Annotated in this window: 14 protein-coding genes; 7 read left to right on the top strand and 7 right to left on the bottom strand. The window is 62.6% G+C overall.

Features of this window, described 5'->3' with window-relative positions:
* Window positions 1–3: 3 nt before the first annotated feature.
* The 4 genes from ACRTG1_RS04275 to ACRTG1_RS04290 all read left to right on the top strand — a co-directional run bounded on the left by ACRTG1_RS04275 (window position 4) and on the right by ACRTG1_RS04290 (window position 4862).
* The gene (locus tag ACRTG1_RS04275) at window positions 4–1281 is read left to right on the top strand and encodes an AAA family ATPase (protein ID WP_432515793.1); all 1278 of its coding nucleotides are present in this window, start codon (window positions 4–6) and stop codon (window positions 1279–1281) included.
* Between the two features lie 106 nt (window positions 1282–1387).
* Complete coding sequence (locus tag ACRTG1_RS04280; RefSeq protein ID WP_222474219.1) at window positions 1388–2812, top strand: CpaF family protein; 1425 nt, start codon at window positions 1388–1390, stop codon at window positions 2810–2812.
* A gap of 43 nt (window positions 2813–2855) precedes the next feature.
* On the top strand, window positions 2856–3869 hold the full coding sequence (locus ACRTG1_RS04285; protein ID WP_206544380.1) for a type II secretion system F family protein: 1014 nt from the start codon (window positions 2856–2858) through the stop codon (window positions 3867–3869).
* 3 nt (window positions 3870–3872) lie between these two features.
* Entirely contained in the window at window positions 3873–4862 is a 990-nt protein-coding gene (locus ACRTG1_RS04290) for a type II secretion system F family protein (protein WP_206544381.1), read from the top strand.
* A gap of 75 nt (window positions 4863–4937) precedes the next feature.
* On the opposite strand, the gene ACRTG1_RS04295 is transcribed toward ACRTG1_RS04290, so the two are convergent.
* Entirely contained in the window at window positions 4938–5762 is an 825-nt protein-coding gene (locus ACRTG1_RS04295) for a tetratricopeptide repeat protein (protein WP_206994458.1), read from the bottom strand.
* Between the two features lie 121 nt (window positions 5763–5883).
* Between ACRTG1_RS04295 and ACRTG1_RS04300 the strand changes: the two genes are divergently transcribed.
* From ACRTG1_RS04300 to ACRTG1_RS04310, 3 genes are all read left to right on the top strand, one after another.
* Window positions 5884–7257 carry a leucyl aminopeptidase family protein gene (locus tag ACRTG1_RS04300; protein ID WP_432515794.1) on the top strand — a complete coding sequence of 458 codons (1374 nt, stop codon included), beginning with the start codon at window positions 5884–5886 and terminating at the stop codon, window positions 7255–7257.
* Between the two features lie 150 nt (window positions 7258–7407).
* Complete coding sequence (locus ACRTG1_RS04305; RefSeq protein ID WP_206544778.1) at window positions 7408–7758, top strand: MarR family winged helix-turn-helix transcriptional regulator; 351 nt, start codon at window positions 7408–7410, stop codon at window positions 7756–7758.
* Window positions 7755–8624, top strand: coding sequence for an NlpC/P60 family protein (locus ACRTG1_RS04310; RefSeq protein ID WP_432515795.1), 870 nt, complete (start codon window positions 7755–7757; stop codon window positions 8622–8624). The genes ACRTG1_RS04305 and ACRTG1_RS04310 overlap by 4 nt, the downstream gene beginning before the upstream one ends.
* A gap of 1228 nt (window positions 8625–9852) precedes the next feature.
* On the opposite strand, the gene ACRTG1_RS04315 is transcribed toward ACRTG1_RS04310, so the two are convergent.
* Genes ACRTG1_RS04315 through ACRTG1_RS04340 form a run of 6 tightly spaced genes read right to left on the bottom strand, consistent with a single transcriptional unit; the run spans window position 9853 to window position 18532 of the window.
* Window positions 9853–10803 carry a 2-hydroxyacid dehydrogenase gene (locus ACRTG1_RS04315; protein WP_206548768.1) on the bottom strand — a complete coding sequence of 317 codons (951 nt, stop codon included), beginning with the start codon at window positions 10801–10803 and terminating at the stop codon, window positions 9853–9855.
* 16 nt (window positions 10804–10819) lie between these two features.
* Complete coding sequence (locus ACRTG1_RS04320) at window positions 10820–12451, bottom strand: ABC transporter ATP-binding protein (protein WP_206544386.1); 1632 nt, start codon at window positions 12449–12451, stop codon at window positions 10820–10822.
* Window positions 12448–13599, bottom strand: a complete 1152-nt coding sequence (locus ACRTG1_RS04325; protein ID WP_113153855.1) for an ABC transporter permease — start codon at window positions 13597–13599, stop codon at window positions 12448–12450. Before ACRTG1_RS04325 ends, ACRTG1_RS04320 begins: the two co-directional genes overlap by 4 nt.
* Window positions 13599–14711, bottom strand: coding sequence for a microcin C ABC transporter permease YejB (locus ACRTG1_RS04330; RefSeq protein WP_113153856.1), 1113 nt, complete (start codon window positions 14709–14711; stop codon window positions 13599–13601). The genes ACRTG1_RS04325 and ACRTG1_RS04330 overlap by 1 nt, the downstream gene beginning before the upstream one ends.
* A gap of 54 nt (window positions 14712–14765) precedes the next feature.
* Window positions 14766–16655, bottom strand: a complete 1890-nt coding sequence (locus ACRTG1_RS04335) for an extracellular solute-binding protein (RefSeq protein ID WP_113153857.1) — start codon at window positions 16653–16655, stop codon at window positions 14766–14768.
* Window positions 16652–18532: an extracellular solute-binding protein gene (locus tag ACRTG1_RS04340; protein ID WP_206544388.1), complete on the bottom strand. Its 1881-nt coding sequence runs from the start codon at window positions 18530–18532 to the stop codon at window positions 16652–16654. The genes ACRTG1_RS04335 and ACRTG1_RS04340 overlap by 4 nt, the downstream gene beginning before the upstream one ends.
* Window positions 18533–18548: the final 16 nt, after the last annotated feature.

An 18548-nucleotide genomic window follows, 5' to 3' on the forward strand; every position in this document is an offset into this window, starting at 1 on the left:
AAAATGAGCAATCTGGCCTATGAAACGGATCACGAGGCATTCACTGCGAATGCGCCCGATCCCAATCTGCAGTCCCTTCGCCCGATCCCCAGGATCTCGATCCAGGCGTTTTGCGACACCGAGAGCGTGTCCAATCCGATCGAACGGGCCGGTGAGGATCGCCGCATGGCGAAAACGCACCTCAAGGTCCACATGGGGGGCGTTGCCACTGCGGTGGAGTTCTACCAGACGGCGGCAACGCCGAACCTGGTGATCGTGGAATCATCCGCCGAGCCGCGCGAAATGCTCGCCTCGCTGGAGCAGCTTGCCGAAGTCTGCGACCCGAGCACCAAGGTCATCATTGTCGGGCACTACAATGATGTGTGGCTCTATCGTGAGCTGATGCGCGCCGGCATCTCGGAATATGTGGTCGCGCCGATCTCGATGGCCGACATTGTGAGCGTCATCGCCAACATCTTTGTCGATCCGACGGCCGAGCCTCTCGGCCATTCCATTGCGTTTGTCGGAGCCAAGGGCGGCGTCGGCTCGTCCACCATCGCGCACAATGTGGCCTGGGCCATTTCCAACCTGTTCGAGAACGAGGTTGTGGTGGCCGACCTGGATCTGCCTTTCGGCACGGCCAACATCAATTTCGATCAGGACCCGCCGCAGGGCATCGCCGAAGCCGTGTTCTCGCCGGAACGGATCGATGAGGTCTATCTCGACCGTCTTCTGTCGCAGTGCGCCGAGCGTCTTTCGCTTCTGGCAGCGCCGTCGACACTCGACCGGGTCTATGATTTCGACCCGGAGGCATTTGCCCAGATCATCGACACCACGCAGCGCACCGCGCCGGTTCTGATCCTGGATGTGCCCCATGTCTGGAATGGCTGGACGAGAACGACGCTTGCGCAGGCCGATGAGGTGGTCATCACGGCGACGCCGGATCTGGCCAATCTGCGCAACACGAAAAACCTGATCGATACGCTGAAGCAGTTGCGCCCGAACGACAAGCCGCCGGTGCTGCTGCTCAATCAGGCGGGCATCCCCAAACGTCCGGAAATCTCGCTGGAAGATTTCGCCGAACCGCTCGGCGTGACGCCGGCGGCGACGATCATGTTCGAGCCGCAGCTGTTCGGCAATGCGGCCAATAACGGGCGCATGCTCGGCGAGATGGATGCCAAGAGCCCGATCGTGGAAACGATCAACGAGCTGGCCCATGTGCTGACCGGCCGTCGCGAGGTGAAGCCGCAGAAAAAGAGCGGCCTGTCCAGCATTCTGGAACGGCTGAAACGCAAAAGCTGATACGGATTGGTAGCGTCAGATGTTCGGAAAGAGAGGGGCCGGCGTCCCGCATTCTGCAACGCCGCATATTGAGATCCCGAAACCCGTTTCGGGTGATGCGGCTGTCATGACGCCGGAGCGCCCGGAAGCACCACGGGCCTCCAAACCCGATCTTCCGCCATCCGCCGCCACGGCCAGGCCGCGTCAGGAGCCTGCCCGGACCGAGAAACCTTCATCGGCAAAGCCGGCCTCGTCGACACGCACGCGCAGCGAAGCCTATTACGACACGAAGAGCCAGGTTTTCTCGGCGCTGATCGAGACCATTGACCTCTCGCAGCTCGCCAATCTCGATCCGGACAGTGCGCGTGAGGAAATCCGCGACATCGTCAACGACATCATTGCGATCAAGAATTTCGCGATGTCGATTTCCGAGCAGGAAGAACTGCTTGAGGATATCTGTAACGATGTACTCGGTTACGGCCCGCTGGAACCGCTTCTCGCCCGCGACGACATCGCCGACATCATGGTGAATGGCGCGGAGAGCGTGTACATCGAAGTGAACGGCAAGGTCGAGCAGACCGGCGTGCGCTTCCGCGACAACCAGCAGCTTCTCAACATCTGTCAGCGCATTGTGAGCCAGGTCGGCCGCCGTGTGGATGAGTCGAGCCCGATCTGTGACGCGCGTCTGCCGGACGGTTCGCGTGTCAACGTCATCGCGCCGCCGCTGGCCATTGATGGCGCATCGCTCACCATCCGCAAGTTCAAGAAGGACAAGCTGACGCTCGATCAGCTGGTCCGTTTCGGCGCGATTTCGCCGGAAGGCGCCGAACTCCTCAAGATCATTGGCCGCGTCCGCTGCAACATCCTGATCTCAGGCGGCACGGGTTCGGGCAAGACGACGCTGCTCAACTGCCTGACGAATTTCATCGACGCCGATGAGCGCATCATCACCTGTGAGGACTCCGCCGAGCTTCAGCTTCAGCAGCCGCATGTGGTCCGGCTTGAAACCCGCCCGCCCAATCTGGAAGGCGAGGGCGAGGTGACGATGCGTGACCTGGTGCGCAACTGTCTGCGCATGCGTCCCGAACGCATCATCGTCGGCGAGGTCCGTGGCTCCGAGGTTTTCGACCTTTTGCAGGCCATGAACACCGGTCACGACGGTTCCATGGGAACCATCCACGCCAACAACCCACGTGAATGCCTGAACCGTATCGAATCCATGGTGGCCATGGGCGGATTCACGCTGCCGCAGCGCACCGTGCGCGAGATCGTCGTCGGTTCGGTGGACGTGATCATTCAGGCGAGCCGCCTGCGCGATGGTTCGCGCCGCATCACGCACATCACCGAGGTGATTGGCATGGAAGGCGATGTGATCATCACGCAGGATCTGATGCTCTACGACATGAAGGGCGAGGACGCGAACGGCAAGATCATCGGCGATCATGTCTCGACCGGCATCGCCCGCCCGCACTTCTGGGATCGCGCCCGCTATTACGGTGAGGAGCAGCGTCTCGCGACGGCGCTGGAGGGCATGGAAAGGAAGACTGGCTGACATGACCGCAGCTTCCGATTTCTCAGGCGACAGGGGGTAGGCGATGTTCGGCCTGGACATAACCATGATCGCCTTCATTCTGCTGGCCGGTTGCAGCGCCGGGGCGGTGGCCTATGCGCTGATGTTCAACAACATCGCCAGCGAAAAGAAGGTCGACCGCCGGCTTGAAACGGTCAAGAAGGCGCAGACCGACCAGTCCGCGATCAAGGCATCGCGGGATCGCGTCGCCGAAGTGGCGAAGCGGCGCAAATCCATTCAGGATTCGCTCAAGGAACTCGACGACCGGCAAAAGAAGCGCGACAGCAAGGTTCGCAAGCCGCCGCTGAAAATGCAGCTGAAACAGGCCGGCATGGAGATCACGCCGGAGCGCTTTCATGTCGTTTCGGGCGTCAGTGGCGTGGTTCTCACGCTCATTGCCTTCATCCTCGGCGTGCCGCTTCTGGTCCTGCCCGGCATACTGATCGTGGGCGTGCTCGGGTTTCCGCGCTGGTTCGTCGCCTTCAAGCGGCGCAGCCGCGTGAAAGCCTTCCTCAACGAGTTCCCGAACGCGCTCGATGTGATCGTGCGTGCGGTCAAATCCGGTCTGCCCATCAATGACGGCATCCGCCTGATCGCCAGTGAATCGCAGGAGCCGGTCCGCACGGAGTTCCGGCGCATTGTTGAGGCCCAGCAGATGGGCATCTCGACGCCGGAAGCCTGCCTGCGCATGGGGGAGACCATGCCCTGCCCTGAAGCGAATTTCTTCGGCATCGTGATCCAGATTCAGGCTCAGGCGGGCGGCAATCTTTCCGAAGCGCTGGCCAACCTTTCGCGGGTGTTGCGCAATCGAAAGAAGATGAAAGCAAAGGTGCAGGCGCTTTCCATGGAAGCCAAGGCATCCGCAGTGATCATCGGCGCCCTGCCGTTTGTCGTTGCGTTCCTGGTCTATCTCACAAGCCCGACCTACATCACCCCGCTCTTCACGACGAGCACCGGCCACCTGATCCTCGGCTTCTCGGGGCTCTGGATGACAATCGGCATTATCGTGATGCGGAACATGATCAACTTCGAGGTTTAGGCAATGCCCGCAGACGCCATTGGAAGTATCATCGATCCAAGCTTCCTGATCGCGATACTGGTCGCGGTCGCGGTTTTTGCGACCGTGTTCACCCTTTTGCCTGCCTTTGGCGGGGACCCGCTCAAATCGCGCATGAAGAATGTGGCGCTGGAGCGCGAGGAACTGCGCGCCCGCCAGCGCGCCCGTCTCGCGGCTGAAGCAGACCAGCGCCGCCGGGGCCTGCGCGAAAAGCAGTCCGTGGGCATGCGGGCCATCGTCGACAAGCTCGATCTGCGCCGCGCGCTTGCCGACGAGACCACCATGGCCAAGCTTCGCACGGCCGGTTTCCGCGGACAGAACCCGCTTACCAAGTTTCTGTTTTTCCGTGCTACGCTGCCTTTCGCTACGCTGGCGCTGGCAGGCATCTACGTTTTCGGCATGGGAGCGCTTCCGGAACAGCCCTTCTTCGTGAAACTGTTCGTCTGCCTCATCGCCGCCTATGCCGGCTTCTATGCGCCCGTGCTCTATGTCAGCAATCTGGCGACCAAGCGCAAAAAGTCGATCCAGCTCGCATGGCCCGACGCGCTGGACCTGATGCTGATCTGCGTTGAGTCGGGCATGTCCACCGAGGCTGCGTTCCGCAGGGTCTCGGACGAGATCGGCGCGCAGTCGGTCGCGCTGGCCGAGGAGCTGGTGCTCACCACTGCCGAACTGTCGTTCCTGCAGGAGCGCCGGCAGGCCTATGAGAATTTCGCCGCGCGCACCGGGCTCGAAACCGTCAAGAGCGTCACACAGGCCCTGATCCAGGCCGAGCGCTACGGCACGCCCGTCAGCCATGCGCTCCGGGTTCTGGCGGACGAAAGCCGCGAAATGCGCATGAACGAGGCGGAGAAGAAAGCGGCTGCGCTGCCGCCGAAGCTCACCGTGCCGATGATCCTCTTCTTCATCCCCGTGCTGTTCGCCGTCATTCTCGGACCGGCAGGCATCCAGATCAAACAGCAGGGGCTGTTCTAGGGCGCCTGCCTTCAAAGCGCTCAAAAATAAAGGCCGCATCAAGCGGCCTTTTTTCGTGTGCGGTGCGCGGCTGGGTCAGTTGCGCTTTTTCTTCTTGTCGGAAAGCTGGCTCCAGGCATTCTGCTGCGAAAGCATGGCGCGCAGATAGGCCACATTGGCTTCTGCCTGATCGGGCGAAAGCTCCTGCCGGGCAAGCTGCTCGGCCTCGCCGAACCGGCCCTGAAGGCCGACCACCAGCGCCAGATTCTGGCGCACGCGGCTGTCTGCGCCGGGGCTCTGCGCCGCCTGACGCATGTAGTGCTCGGCGGATTTGAGATTGCCTTCCAAGAGATAGGACATGCCCATATTGGAAAGGATGGACGGCTCATTCGGCTGCAGGTTAAGCGCCCGGGTGTAGAGGGCGCGTGCGGCGTCCTTCTGGCCGAGCTGGTCGAGAATCGCACCCTCGGCAGACTGGAGACGCCAGTCCGGATATTCCGGCGTCTGGGCGCGGCGTACGGCGTCGAGCGCCGGCTGTAATTCGCCGGCGGCAGCCAGCGCCTTGCCATAGGCTGCCAGCACCTGGCGATCCTGCGGATGGTCGATGGCGAGCTTGCGCATCACGGCAAGCGACTGATCGGCGCGGCCGGTCATTTGCAAAACCGATGCGTAGCGCAGGGCGGTCGCTTTGTCCTTGGTGTTCTTGGTGTAGGCGCGGCCCAGCGAGTCTGCGGCGCTGCGCAACTGCGGTTCGGTCATGCTGGCCACATTGGTCGCAGCACCTGGCGTGCTTCGGCTGACAGACCCGGTGGTCATCCGGTCCTTGCTGGCGCAGCCGGCCATCGCCGTTGCCATAACGAGCGCCAGGGCCGTCATGGTTATCCTGTTTGCGGTTGCATTCGTGCGCTGTTCGGTAAACATCTGCGCGCGCCCTCCGATTGGCTTCGGCCGCCCTCCGGCCAACTCTCATCAGAGAGCAATATTCTGTTAACCCTAACGGAGCGTTAAAACGCTTCGTGAAACGTAAACGTGGAGACAAGAAATGCCCGTCACGCTCCTGAGTTCGAAAGAGGCTACATCGCTGCCGGTCTATGCGGTTGAGACGGAGGGCCTCGACAGGTCCGGCGCGCCCGAAGCGGCAATCGCCTGGGCCAGATCGAACGGTTTCACGGGCGCTGCGGGCAAGGTTTTGTCGATCCCGGGTGAGAATGGCGCGCTGGCCGGCGCGTTCTTCGGCCTTGGCAAGCTTGACGCCGCAAACCCGCTTGCTGCCGGTGCGCTGGCGCGTCACCTGCCGGAAGGCGACTGGCATTTCGCGGGCAAGCCGGCCGAGCCCGAGCTCGCGGCACTTGGCCTGATGCTCGGCTCCTACACCTTCACGCGCTATGGCAAGAAGCCGCGCAACGCGCTTCGTTTCGCGCTGCCGGAAGGCGTGGACGCCGAGCGCGTCCAGCGTCTTGCCGACGGCAGCTTCCTCGCGCGCGATCTGATCAACACGCCGGCAGGCGACATGGACCCAGACGCGCTGGAAGCGGCAATGCGCACGCTGGCCGACCAGCACGGTGCGGCGATGACCGTCATCGCCGGCGACGATCTCCTCAAGGAAAACCTGCCGATGATCCATGCGGTTGGCCGCGCTGCCGAAGCCGCGCCGCGCTTGCTCGACATGCGCTGGGGGCGGGACGATGCGCCGAAGGTCACGCTGGTCGGGAAGGGCGTGTGCTTTGATACGGGTGGTCTCGACCTCAAGCCCGCCGCCGGCATGCTGCTCATGAAGAAGGACATGGGCGGCGCGGCCAATGTTCTGGGGCTCGCCTCGATGATCATGGGGTCGAAACTCGACATCCGGCTGCGCGTGCTCATCCCGGCGGTGGAAAACGCCGTGGCGGGCAATGCCTTTCGCCCGGGTGATGTACTGACCAGCCGCAAGGGCCTCACCATCGAAGTCGGCAACACCGATGCCGAGGGCCGGCTGGTGCTGGCCGATGCGCTGACGCTGGCCGATGAGGAAGAGCCGGAACTCCTGATCGACATGGCAACGCTGACGGGCGCCGCGCGCGTGGCGCTCGGGCCGGATGTGCCGCCGTTCTACACCGATGACGAGGCGCTGGCCGGTGCGCTGGCCGAAGCCTCCGAAGCGGTGTCTGATCCGCTCTGGCGCATGCCGCTGTGGAAGCCCTACCTGCCGCGTCTCGATTCCAAAATCGCAGACATGAACAATGTCTCGCTCGACGGTTTTGCGGGCTCGCCCATTGCCGGCCTGTTTTTGGGGCGCTTCGTGGAGAAGGCGAAGAGCTGGGCGCATTTCGACATTTACGGTTGGAACCCGTCCGACAAGCCCTATTCGGCCATCGGCGGCGAGGCGCAGGGCATTCGCGCCATCGAACGCGTTCTGGCAGACCGTTACGGCAAGTAGGTCAGGTTCAGCGGGGCGAGCGCATGGAGCGCTTGCCTCGGCGCGCCTTTCACGGCATGAATGAAACGGAACCGAAACGGTTTTGTTTCATCGCGAAAGCGCGCTGGCCCGGTGGCCGGCCCGGAAGCCGTCATGAAGGCAGGTCCTGATATGTCCGTTCAGCTGAGGCCAAGCCAGGCGCTGCGTCTGTGGCAGCAGGTCAGCCTCACCGAGGTGCAGGGCAAGGAGCCCGACCTCACCGAGCGCCAGCTTGCGATCCTGCTGACGATCTATCTGGACCCACCGCCGCACACCGTGCGGGGGCTGGCCGAAAAACTGGATGTCTCGAAACCGGTCATTACCCGCGCCCTCGATACGATGGGCGCACTGAAACTCGTTTCACGCCACCGCGATCCAAGCGACCGCCGCAATGTCCTGATCAAGCGCACCGTCGAAGGCGCGCTTTTCGTGGAGCGGTTCGGAGATGTGGTGGTGGCCAAAGCTGCGGAGCTACCCCTATGACGACACTCGACCGCCGTCTTCACGCCCACCGGGCGGACCTTGCCGATGCCCGCCTTGAGGGCACGGTGGAAGCGGAGCGTTTCACCGCCGGCACGCCTGCGCGTGTCAGCGCGCCTGTCATCGACGTGCACAGCGCGCCGCGCGCCGATGCCGGCATCGACACCCAGTTCCTCTACGGAGACACGGTGCGTGTTTTCGAGCAGCTTGAAGGCTGGGCCTGGGTGCAGGCCGACCATGACGGCTATGTGGGCTATGTGGACGCCACGTCGCTTGCCACGGATGCGGCAGCGCCCACGCACCGCGTGACCGCGCAGCGCAGTTTCGTCTATCCCGAGCCGGAACTGAAAAAACCGGCTGTCGCCGCCCATAGCCTTGGCGCGGGAGTGAAAGTTGCCGGGATGGTCGAGAACCGCGGCACGCGCTATGCGGTCCTTTCCACGGGCGGGGCGATGTTCGCGGGCCATCTGCAGGCGATCGACGATCATCAGGATGATTACGTCTCGGTCGCGGAAACCTTCCTGCACACGCCCTATCTCTGGGGCGGCACGAGCGGCTTCGGCATCGATTGTTCGGGGCTGGTGCAGACATCCATGCGCATGACCGGGCAGACGGTGCTGCGCGATACCGACATGCAGGCCGAGAGCATCGGCGTTCTGATCGAGCCCGGCGAGAATGGCCTTCGGCGCGGCGATCTCGTGTTCTGGAAAGGGCATGTCGCGATCATGCTGGATCACGAGATGATGCTGCACGCCAATGGCAACACCATGACCGTCGCGCGCGAACCGCTGCAAGACGCCATCGAGCGGATCGAGCGTCTTTATGGCCGGCCAACCCACTACCGCCGGCCGGGTGTATCGGCGGATTAGCAACTCCAGGAAAAGCCGAAGCACTCTGGCCTGATGACGGCTTCCTTCTCCCCGCGCGCGGGGAGAAGGTCCCGGCAGGGGGATGAGGGGCTGACGCGGCGCATGAAAATCTCGCCGTATTGTGTGGTTCGCCGAACCTGGCGCTCGCCCCTCATCCTCACATTCTCCCCGCTTGCGGGGAGAAGGGGGCCTCGAAGTCGGCACCCGGATTTACGCAAAAGAACGAATTGGCGCGTTTTCGCGATTCAACGAAAAGCGGAAGCGCTCTGGCCGGATGACGGCTTCCTTCTCCCCGCAAGCGGGGAGAAGGTCCCGGCAGGGGGATGAGGGGCTGATGCGGCGCATGAAAATCTCGCCATATTGTGTGGTTCGCCGAACCTGGCGTTCGCCCCTCATCCTCACCTTCTCCCCGCCTGCGGGGAGAAGGGGGCCTCGAAGTCGATGCCCGGAATTGCGCAAAAGAATGACCGGAGCGTTCTCGCGCTTCAACGAAAAGCCGAAGCTCTCTGGCCGGATGACGGCCCCCTTCTCCCCGCAAGCGGGGAGAAGGTTCCGGCAGGGGGATGAGGGGCTGACGCGGCGCACGAAAATCTCGCCGTATTGTGTGGTTCGCCGAACCTGGCGCTCGCCCCTCATCCTCACCTTCTCCCCGCTTGCGGGGAGAAGGGGGCCTCGAAGTCGGCACCCGGATTTACGCAAAAGAATGAACTGGCGCGTTTTCGCGCCTCAACGAAAAGCGGAAGCGCTCTGGCCGGATGACGGCTTCCTTCTCCCCGCAAGCGGGGAGAAGGTCCCGGCAGGGGGATGAGGGGCTGACACCGCGCACGAAAATCTCGCCGTATTGTGTGGTTCGCCGAACCTGGCGTTCGCCCCTCATCCTCACCTTCTCCCCGCTTGCGGGGAGAAGGGGGCCTCGAAGCCGATGCCCGGAATTGCGCAAAAGAATGACCGGAGCGTTCTCGCGCTTCAACGAAAAGCCGAAGCGCTTTGGCCGGATGACGGCTTCCTTCTCCCCGCAAGCGGGGAGAAGGTCCCGGCAGGGGGATGAGGGGCTGACACGGCGCATGAAAATCTCGCCGTATTGTGGAATCGGAGACGTTGGCGCTCGCCCCTCATCCTCACCTTCTCCCCGCTTGCGGGGAGAAGGGGACTTTGAAGCCGGCACCCGGAATTGCGCAGGAGAATGAATTGGAGCGCTTTCGCGATCCAACGAAAAGCGGAAGCGCGCTTAGTAACCGGCCTTGCGGTCGACGAGGTTTTCAAGCGGCTCGCCGCGTTCGAATGCATCCATCTGACGCAGCATTGGCGGTGCCAGATGGGCCGGGTCGGATGTGGCCGCAGCATGCGGTGTCACAAAGACGCGCGGATGCTCCCAGAGAGGACTTTCGGATGCGAGGGGCTCGCTCTCGAACACGTCGAGGCTTGCTTCCTTCAGTACACCGTCTTCCAGCGCGCGCAGAATGTCGGCTTCACGCTGGAGTTTGCCGCGGCCGGCGTTGATAAGGCAGGGGCCGCCGAGCGGGCCATCCTGGCGCAGGCGTGACAGCAGCCCGTAATTCACGATGCCGTCGGTCGCAGGCGTGAGCGGCAGAAGCACGACCAGAATGTCGGTGGCGTTCAGGAAAGGCGTGAGGCCATCCTCGCCATGATAGGAGGCGATGCCGTCGATCTCCTTGGGCGTGCGGCTCCAGCCATTCACCGAGAAGCCGAGCGCCAGAAGCGCCTCGGCGGCGCGCGTGCCAAGCTGGCCAAGCCCCATAATGCCGACCGAAACTTCGTTCGCGGGCGGTTGCCGCGGCTCGTGCCAGACCTTCTTCGTCTGCTGCGTGCGATAGAGCGCGCCCTGGCGGTGATGATCGAGCACCCGCCAGTTCACATATTCGCACATATACTGGGTAAGGTTTTCCGCCACCACGCGAACGATCGGCACATCCGGCACCTGATCGTCATTGAAAATGTGGTCCACGCCTGCGCCGATGGAGAAGATCACCTTCAGGTTCGGCAGTTTGGCGAGCACACCGGGCTGCTGTTTCCAGACCACCGCATAGTCGATGGACGGATCCTCCGCGCCGTCGGGTTCGAGAACGACGTCCCGTTCCTGCGAAAGAAGATCATACCAGCGCTGCGGATTGAAGCCGGTAACAGACAGTAAGACGCGACCGCGCTGCGGTGTGCTCATGGCGTGCCCCTTGGATTTATTCGCTGACCACGCCTCCGGGCGTGGCTTCGATGTTGAACGCGGCTGCGATCAGCGCGCGTGTATAGTCGGTCTGCGGGGCATCGAAAATCTGCTCCGCCGGACCGGCCTCCACCACCTTGCCGGCGCGCATGACGATCACCTCATTGGCGAGCGCGCGCACCACTTTCAGGTCGTGACTGATAAAGAGATAGGCCAGATTGTGCCGCTTCTGCAAATCGCGCAGAAGATCGACCACCTGCGCCTGAACGCTCATGTCGAGCGCGGAGGTGGGCTCGTCCAGCATCACGAAGCGCGGCTTCAGAACCATGGCGCGGGCGATGGCGATGCGCTGGCGCTGGCCGCCGGAGAATTCATGCGGATAACGGAAGCGGGATTCGGGATCGAGGTCCACTTCCTTCAAGACGTCGACGACCATCGCATCGCGCTCTTCCGCCGAAAGGCCGGGCTGGTGGATGCGCAGGCCTTCCTGAATGATTTCAGCGACAGACATGCGCGGGCTGAGCGAGCCATACGGGTCCTGGAAGACCACCTGCAGCGCATGCCGGTGCGGGCGCATCTGGCGGAAGCTCAGCCTGTCGATTTCCTGTCCGTCAAAGCGGATTTCGCCCTTCGAGGCGATCATGCGGGCAAGCGCCAGACCGAGCGTCGTCTTGCCGGAACCGGACTCGCCCACCACGCCAAGCGTCTGGCCGGCGCGCACCGTGACGTCGACCCCGTCGACGCCCTTGATGTAATCGACCGTGCGGCGCATGAGCCCCTTTTTCACGGGGAACCAGACCTTGATGTCGTCGCCCTGCATCACCGTTTCCGCGTTCGGATCGGCCTTTGGCGGGCGGCCCTTGGGCTCGGCGGCGATGAGATGGCGCGTGTATTCGTGCTGCGGGTTGGTGAAGATCTGCTCCGTCGGCCCGCTTTCCACGATCTTGCCGTCGGTCATCACGCAGACGCGGTCGGCCACCTTTCGCACGATGCCGAGATCATGGGTGATGAACAGCATCGACATGGACTTCTTGCGCCGCAGGTCGGCCAGAAGCTCGAGGATCTGCGCCTGCACCGTCACGTCGAGCGCGGTGGTCGGTTCGTCGGCGATCAGGAGGTCGGGCTCGTTGGCGAGCGCCATGGCGATCATCACGCGCTGGCGCTGTCCGCCGGAAAGCTGATGCGGGAAGGAATCGAGCCGCTTTTCAGGATCGCGGATGCCGACCTGGGTGAGAAGCTCAAGCGTGCGGTCGCGCGCGGCCTTGTCGCCCATGCCGCGATGGAGCTTCAGCGTCTCGCCGATCTGCCGCTCGATCGTGTGCAGCGGGTTCAGCGAGGTCATCGGCTCCTGAAAGATCATGGAGATCTCGTTGCCGCGCACCTTGCGCTGTGTCGCCTCGTCGGCGGCCAGAATGTCGACGCCATTGTAGAAAATCTGGCCGGAAGGGTGGCTGGCAGCCGGGTAGGGCAGGAGCCGCAGCACGGACAGCGCCGAGACTGATTTGCCCGAGCCGGATTCGCCCACCAGCGCAACGGTCTCGCCGCGCCCGATATCGAACGAGATATGGTCGACGGCAAGCGTCTCCTGCGCCCCTTGTGTGAAGGAAACGGAGAGATCGCGGATCGAAAGAAGAGGCTGCTCGCTCATTTGAACGTCTTCCGCGGGTCGAAGGCGTCGCGCACCGCTTCGCCGATGAAGATCAGCAGCGACAGCATGATGGAGAGGCTCAGGAAGCCGGCAATGCCGAGCCACGGGGCGTTCAGATTGCGCTGGCCCTGACGCAGCAGCTCACCCAGCGAGGGCGAGCCCGGCGGCAGGCCGAAGCCGAGGAAGTCGAGCGAAGTCAAGGTTGTGATCGAACCGTTCAGGATGAAGGGCAGGAAGGTGAGCGTGGCGACCATGGCGTTCGGCAGAAGATGCCGGAAGATGATCGTGCGGTTGGAAACGCCGAGCGCGCGGGCCGCGCTGACATATTCGAAATTGCGCGCGCGCAGGAACTCGGCGCGCACCACGCCGACGAAGGCCACCCAGGAAAACAGAAGCATGATGCCGAGCAGGATGAAGAATCCCGGCGGCAGCACGGCGGCGATGATCAGGATCAGGTAGAGAACCGGAATGGACGACCAGATCTCGATGAAGCGCTGGAACAGAAGGTCCGTCCAGCCGCCGAAATAGCCCTGGATCGCACCGGCGCTGACGCCGATGAGCGCCGAGGCGGCGGTCAGGATGAGACCGAACAGAACCGAGATGCGGAAACCGTAGATCACCCGCGCAAGCACGTCGCGCGCCTGATCGTCGGTGCCGAGCCAGTTCCAGTTTCCGGGTGTGCAGGCGGGGTCATCCACGCCCAGCGGATACCGCTCGCAGCGCACTTCCTTCGTGTACATCCAGGAGGGTTTGGCCGGAGCCGCCTCGGGAATCTCGTTGTTCACCGTGCGATAGGAGTAGCGGATCGGCGGCCAGACCATCCAGCCATTCGCATCGATCTCCTCGGAGATGATCGGATCGCGATAGTCCGTCACGGCCAGGAAGCCGCCGAACTTTTCCTCGGGATAATCGACCAGAACCGGGTAGAGCACCTCGCCCTTGTAATAGGCGAGGATCGGCTTGTCGTTGGCGAGAAATTCCGCAAACAGCGACAGCACGAAGAGGATCAGGAAGATCCACAGCGACCAGTAGCCACGCCGGTTGGCGCAGAAATTCTGCCAGCGGCGCTTGTTGATCGGCGAAAGCCATGGCCGCGACTGCGGGCGGCGCGCCGTCGCCACCTCGCTTTGCACCTGCACGTCCGACATCACACATCCCTCCGCTCGAAGTCGATGCGTGGATCGATCAGCGTGTAGGTCACGTCGGAAATCAGGCTGATGAGAAGGCCCATGAGCGAGAAGATGTAGAGGTTGGCGAACACCACGGGGTAATCGCGGTCAATGACCGACCGGAAACCGAGCAGGCCAAGCCCGTCCAGCGAGAAGATGCTCTCGATCAGAAGCGAGCCGGTGAAGAAGGCCGAGATGAACGCGCCCGGAAAACCGGCGATGATGATCAGCATGGCGTTGCGGAACACATGCCCGTAAAGCACCTGCCGTTCCGAAAGCCCCTTGGAGCGCGCGGTGGTCACGTATTGCTTCCGGATTTCGTCAAGGAACGAGTTCTTGGTCAGAAGCGTCGTCGTGGCGAAGGCAGACAGCACCATGGCCGTGAGCGGCAGGGCAAGGTGCCAGAAATAGTCGAGAATGCGCGCCGGCCAGGAAAGGCTTTCCCAATTGTCGGAGGTCAGGCCGCGCAGCGGGAACCAGTCGAAGAAGGAGCCACCGGCAAACAGCACCATCAGCAGGATGGCGAACAGGAAGCCGGGAATGGCGTAGGCGACAATCACCACGCCGCTGGTCCACACGTCGAAGGGCGAGCCGTCCTTCACCGCCTTGCGGATGCCGAGCGGAATGGAAATGCCGTAGGAGATCAGCGTGATCCAGAGCCCCAGCGAGATGGAGACGGGCATCTTTTCAAGGATAAGGTCGATCACGGAGATGTCGCGGAAATAGCTCTCGCCGAAGTCGAAGCGGGCATAGTTCCAGATCATCAGGCCAAAGCGTTCGAGCGGCGGCTTGTCGAAGCCGAACTGCTTTTCGAGCGAGGCGATGAATTCCGGGTCGAGGCCCTGTGCGCCGCGATATTTCGAGGTCGCGCCGCTGCTTTCGACCGAGCTGCCGTCAAAGCCCTGATTGCCGAAATCGCCGCCACCGCCGGAGATGCGCGCATCGGCGCCCCCGGCCTGACCGGTGATCTGCGCGATGACCTGTTCCACCGGGCCGCCGGGCGCGAACTGCACGACAATGAAGGAGATGGCCATGATGCCGAGCAGGGTCGGGATCATCAGCAACAGGCGACGGAGAATATACGCGCCCATCAGTCTGCTGCTTTCTTCGTGTTCAGGAGTGCTGGGAGTTTTGCCACGCCGTCCTTACGCCTTGCCAATCGCTTTCGCCTTTTCTTCATCGAACCACCAGAGAGCCTCCGCAGGGAAGAAGTAGTCCGGCTTGTTGTCGCTGTAGCCGAACATGTCCCAGTGGGCCACACGGTGATTCGTCAGGTGCCAATTTGGAATCCAGTCGCGCCGCGCGCGCAAGACCCTGTCCAGCACCTTTAGCGTTACGTTCAGGTCGTCACGGTTCTCGGCCTTGCCGGCGATCTCGATCAGTTCGTCGACCACCGGGTCGGTGATGCCCGCAAAGTTGTAGGAGCCTTCCAGAGCCGCCGTTCGCGAATGGAAAAGCTGTTCCAGCCCTTCCTCGTCGGGGGTGGCGTCCATGCCGATCGCCGCGGAGATCATGTCGAAATCGAAGGCGCTCTGGCGGCTTTGATATTGCGATGCGTCGACAAGCCGCGTCGAAGCGTCAATGCCGATGGCGCGCAGATTCTCGCCGAAGCTCGCATCCTGCCGCAGGAAGATCTCGTCCCGCACCAGATATTCAAGCGTGAGGCGGGTGCCTCTTTCGTTGTGGAGAACGCCATCGCGCGGCGTCCAGCCGGCCTCTGTCAAAAGCTGCCGTGCGCGCCGCAGATTGTTGCGGTCGCGGCCCGATCCGTCCGAAACGGGCTGCATCACCGCTTCGCCAAAGGCCGCCTCCGGCGCTTCGCCACGGAAGCGGGCAAGAAGCGCCTCTTCTTCCGGCGAAGGTGCGCCCTCGGCCATGAAGGGCGCTCGCTCGAAGAAGGAATGCGAACGCGTATAGGCGTCGTAGAAGAGGTTGCGGTTGGTCCATTCGAAGTCGAAACACAGGCTGATGGCCTCGCGCACCCGCACATCGCGAAACTGCTCACGCCGCTGGTTCAGCACCAGGCCATAAAGCTGCCCGCGCTTCTCGCCGGGAATCTCCGTCTTCAGAACGCGCCCTTCGCGCATGGCCGGAAAATCATAGCCCGTCGCCCAGATGCGGGAGGTGAATTCCTGTCGCCAGTTGACGTCGCCCTTCTTGAAGGCTTCGAAACCGGCATTGCGGTCGCGATAGAAATCGATGCGGACCGTGTCGAAATGGTTGAAACCCTTGAGCGGCCCCAGATCACGCGCCCAGTAGTCCTCCACCCGCTTGTATTCAACAAAACGCCCGGCGGAGAAATTCCCCACCCTGTAGGGCCCCGAGCCGAGCAGCGGCACGATGCGGGAACTGTCGAAGCCATTCTCCTCGACAAAGGCCTTTGAGAAAATGGGGAAGGTGGCGACGGTCAGGATGTTGCGCCGCGACTGCTGGCCGGAAAACCGCAGGTGCACGCTGTGCGGCCCATCCGCCCGCGCTTCGGTCAACTCGGCGAGCGGCAGCAGAAGCTGGGGGTGCCCCTTCTCCTTGAGCAGCGTGTAGGTGAACGCGACGTCCTCGGCGGTGATCGGCGAACCGTCATGAAACCGCGCTTCCGGCCGCAGCGCGAAGGTGAAGCCATTCCGGTCTTCGGAAAGCGTCACGCTTTCGGCGAGAAAGCCGTAGATCGCGTCCGGCTCGTCATAGGCGCGCGTCATCAGCGAGGCGAAGCACATCTCCATGCGCGGCGGGGCGTCGCCCGTGCGCACGAAAGCGTTCAGCGTGTTGAAGGTCAAAACGTTCTGATTGTAGTACCAGTAGCCCGGCTGGAAATTGAACGTTCCGCCCTTCGGGGCATCCGGACTGGCATAGTCGAAATGGCTGAAACCGGGGGCGTATTTGAGATCGCCGAAGGCCGACAGGCCATGAAGCGGCTTGCCGGTCTCGACGCTGGCAAATACGTCGTGCGGCAGAAGGGGGGCAGCCACCGCTGCCCCGGCAAGGGCCAGAAAAGTGCGGCGCGATGCGCCGCACTGTCGGGCCGCAGGGCGGCTCAATTCTGGCTCCGATACTTGGCGGCCAGCGCCTCTTCAAGCTTGGGATCGATCCACCAGGATTCCAGATCCACACCGGTATATTCCGGCTGTTTCTCCGGAATGCCGAACTTGTTCCAGTAGGCGATGCGAATATAGGGCGCATGCCACTGCGGCACCCAGTAGTAGTTCCACAGGAGCACGCGGTCGAGCGCGCGGCTGGCCGCAACCAGCTCCTCGCGGTCCTGCGCGTAGATGATCTTCTCGACCAGCGCATCAACGGTCGGATCCTTCACACCCGCCAGATTACGCGAACCGGGAATGTCGGCCGCCTTGGCGCCCCAGTATTCGCGTTGTTCATTGCCCGGCGAAAGCGAGTTGACGAAAATGCTCGCCACGGCGTCGAAGTCGAAATTGCGGATGCGGTTCACATATTGCGAGGGATCGATGATGCGCAGCGACACGTCGATGCCGATCTTGCGGAGCGCGGCCATATAGGGACCGGTGGTGATCTCGTCGGTGGGGCTGTTGCCGAGGAACTCGATGGTGAACTGCTGGCCGGTGCCATTGTTCGTCATCTTGCCGCCCTTGATGCTCCAGCCAGCCTCGGAGAAGAGTTTGATGGCTTCACGCAGATAGGTGCGCTCGGCCTGCGGATTGTCGTAGACCGGGAGCCTGAATTCCTCGGTGAAGAGTTCTGCCGGCAGCTTGTCCTTGAACTCTTCGAGGATTTCCAGTTCGCGCCCTTCCGGCAGGCCGGTCGCGGCCAGTTCCGAACCCTCGAAATAGCTGTCGGTACGGGTGTAGCTGTCGAAGAACAGCGTGCGGTTCATGTCTTCGAAGTTGAAGGCGAGCGTCAGCGCCTCGCGAATGCGCCGATCCTGGAATTTCGGACGCCGAGTGTTGAGCACGAAGCCCTGCATCGGTTCCGCACCGCCCGTCGGGAATTCGCGCTTGATGACATCGCCATCCTTGAAGGCCGGGAAATTGTATTCGGTCGCCCACCGCCGGGAGCGGTTTTCTATGCGGATGTCCTGCAGCCCGCCTTTGGTGAAGGCCAGCCAGGCGGCGTTCTCGTCCTGAATATAGGTGTATCGGCGGCGATCCATATTGTAGCGCCCGACATTCACCGGCAGGTCGGCGGCCCAGTAATCTTCCACGCGTTTCCAGACGACTTCCGAGCCCGGCTTGAAGCTCTCGATCTGGTATGGCCCGCTGCCCAGCGGCTTTTCCAGGGTCGGCTGGGTGAAATTGCGCTTCTTGCCGTCGGCGTCCGTGCCTTCCCACCAGTGCTTTGGCAGAACCGGCAGGTCGCCCATGATGTGTGGCAGCTCCTTGTTGCCCTTCTGGTCGAAGCGGAACTCCACCTCGCGCTCGGAAAGGGCCACGGCCTCCACCACGCTGGAGAAATAGCGGGTGTGCTGCGGGCTGTGCTTTTTGAGCATGTTCAGCGTCCAGACCACATCTTCGGCGGTGATCGGCTTGCCGTCATGCCAGCGTGCGCGCGGATCGATGCGGTAGGTCGCGGATGAATTGTCTTCGGGATGCTTGAACGCCTCGGCGATCAGCGGATAGCTGGTGCTCGGCTCGGTCAGCGACTGCTGCATGAGCGTGTCCCAGAGCAGCCCGCCGAAATAGTTCAGTCCGGCAGCCTGCGTGCCGCGCACGATGAACGGGTTGAAACTGTCAAACGTGCCCAGCGCCACGGAATTGAGCGTGCCGCCCTTGGGGGCGTCCGGGTTCACATAGTCGTATCGCTCAAAGTCACCTGTCTGGCCTTCGGGCTCGATCAGGGACGAACTGGTGAGCCATTCGTCTTCGGCGCTTGCGGGTGTGCCGGCGAACAAGAGTGCCACGGCCATGCAGGCCGCCCTTGTTGCTGTTGCACCGATTACCCGCATGGCATTCTCCTCATAA

The sequence above is a fragment of the Nitratireductor sp. PBL-C9 genome, assembly GCF_050877045.1.
Lineage (GTDB): Bacteria > Pseudomonadota > Alphaproteobacteria > Rhizobiales > Rhizobiaceae > Nitratireductor > Nitratireductor aquimarinus.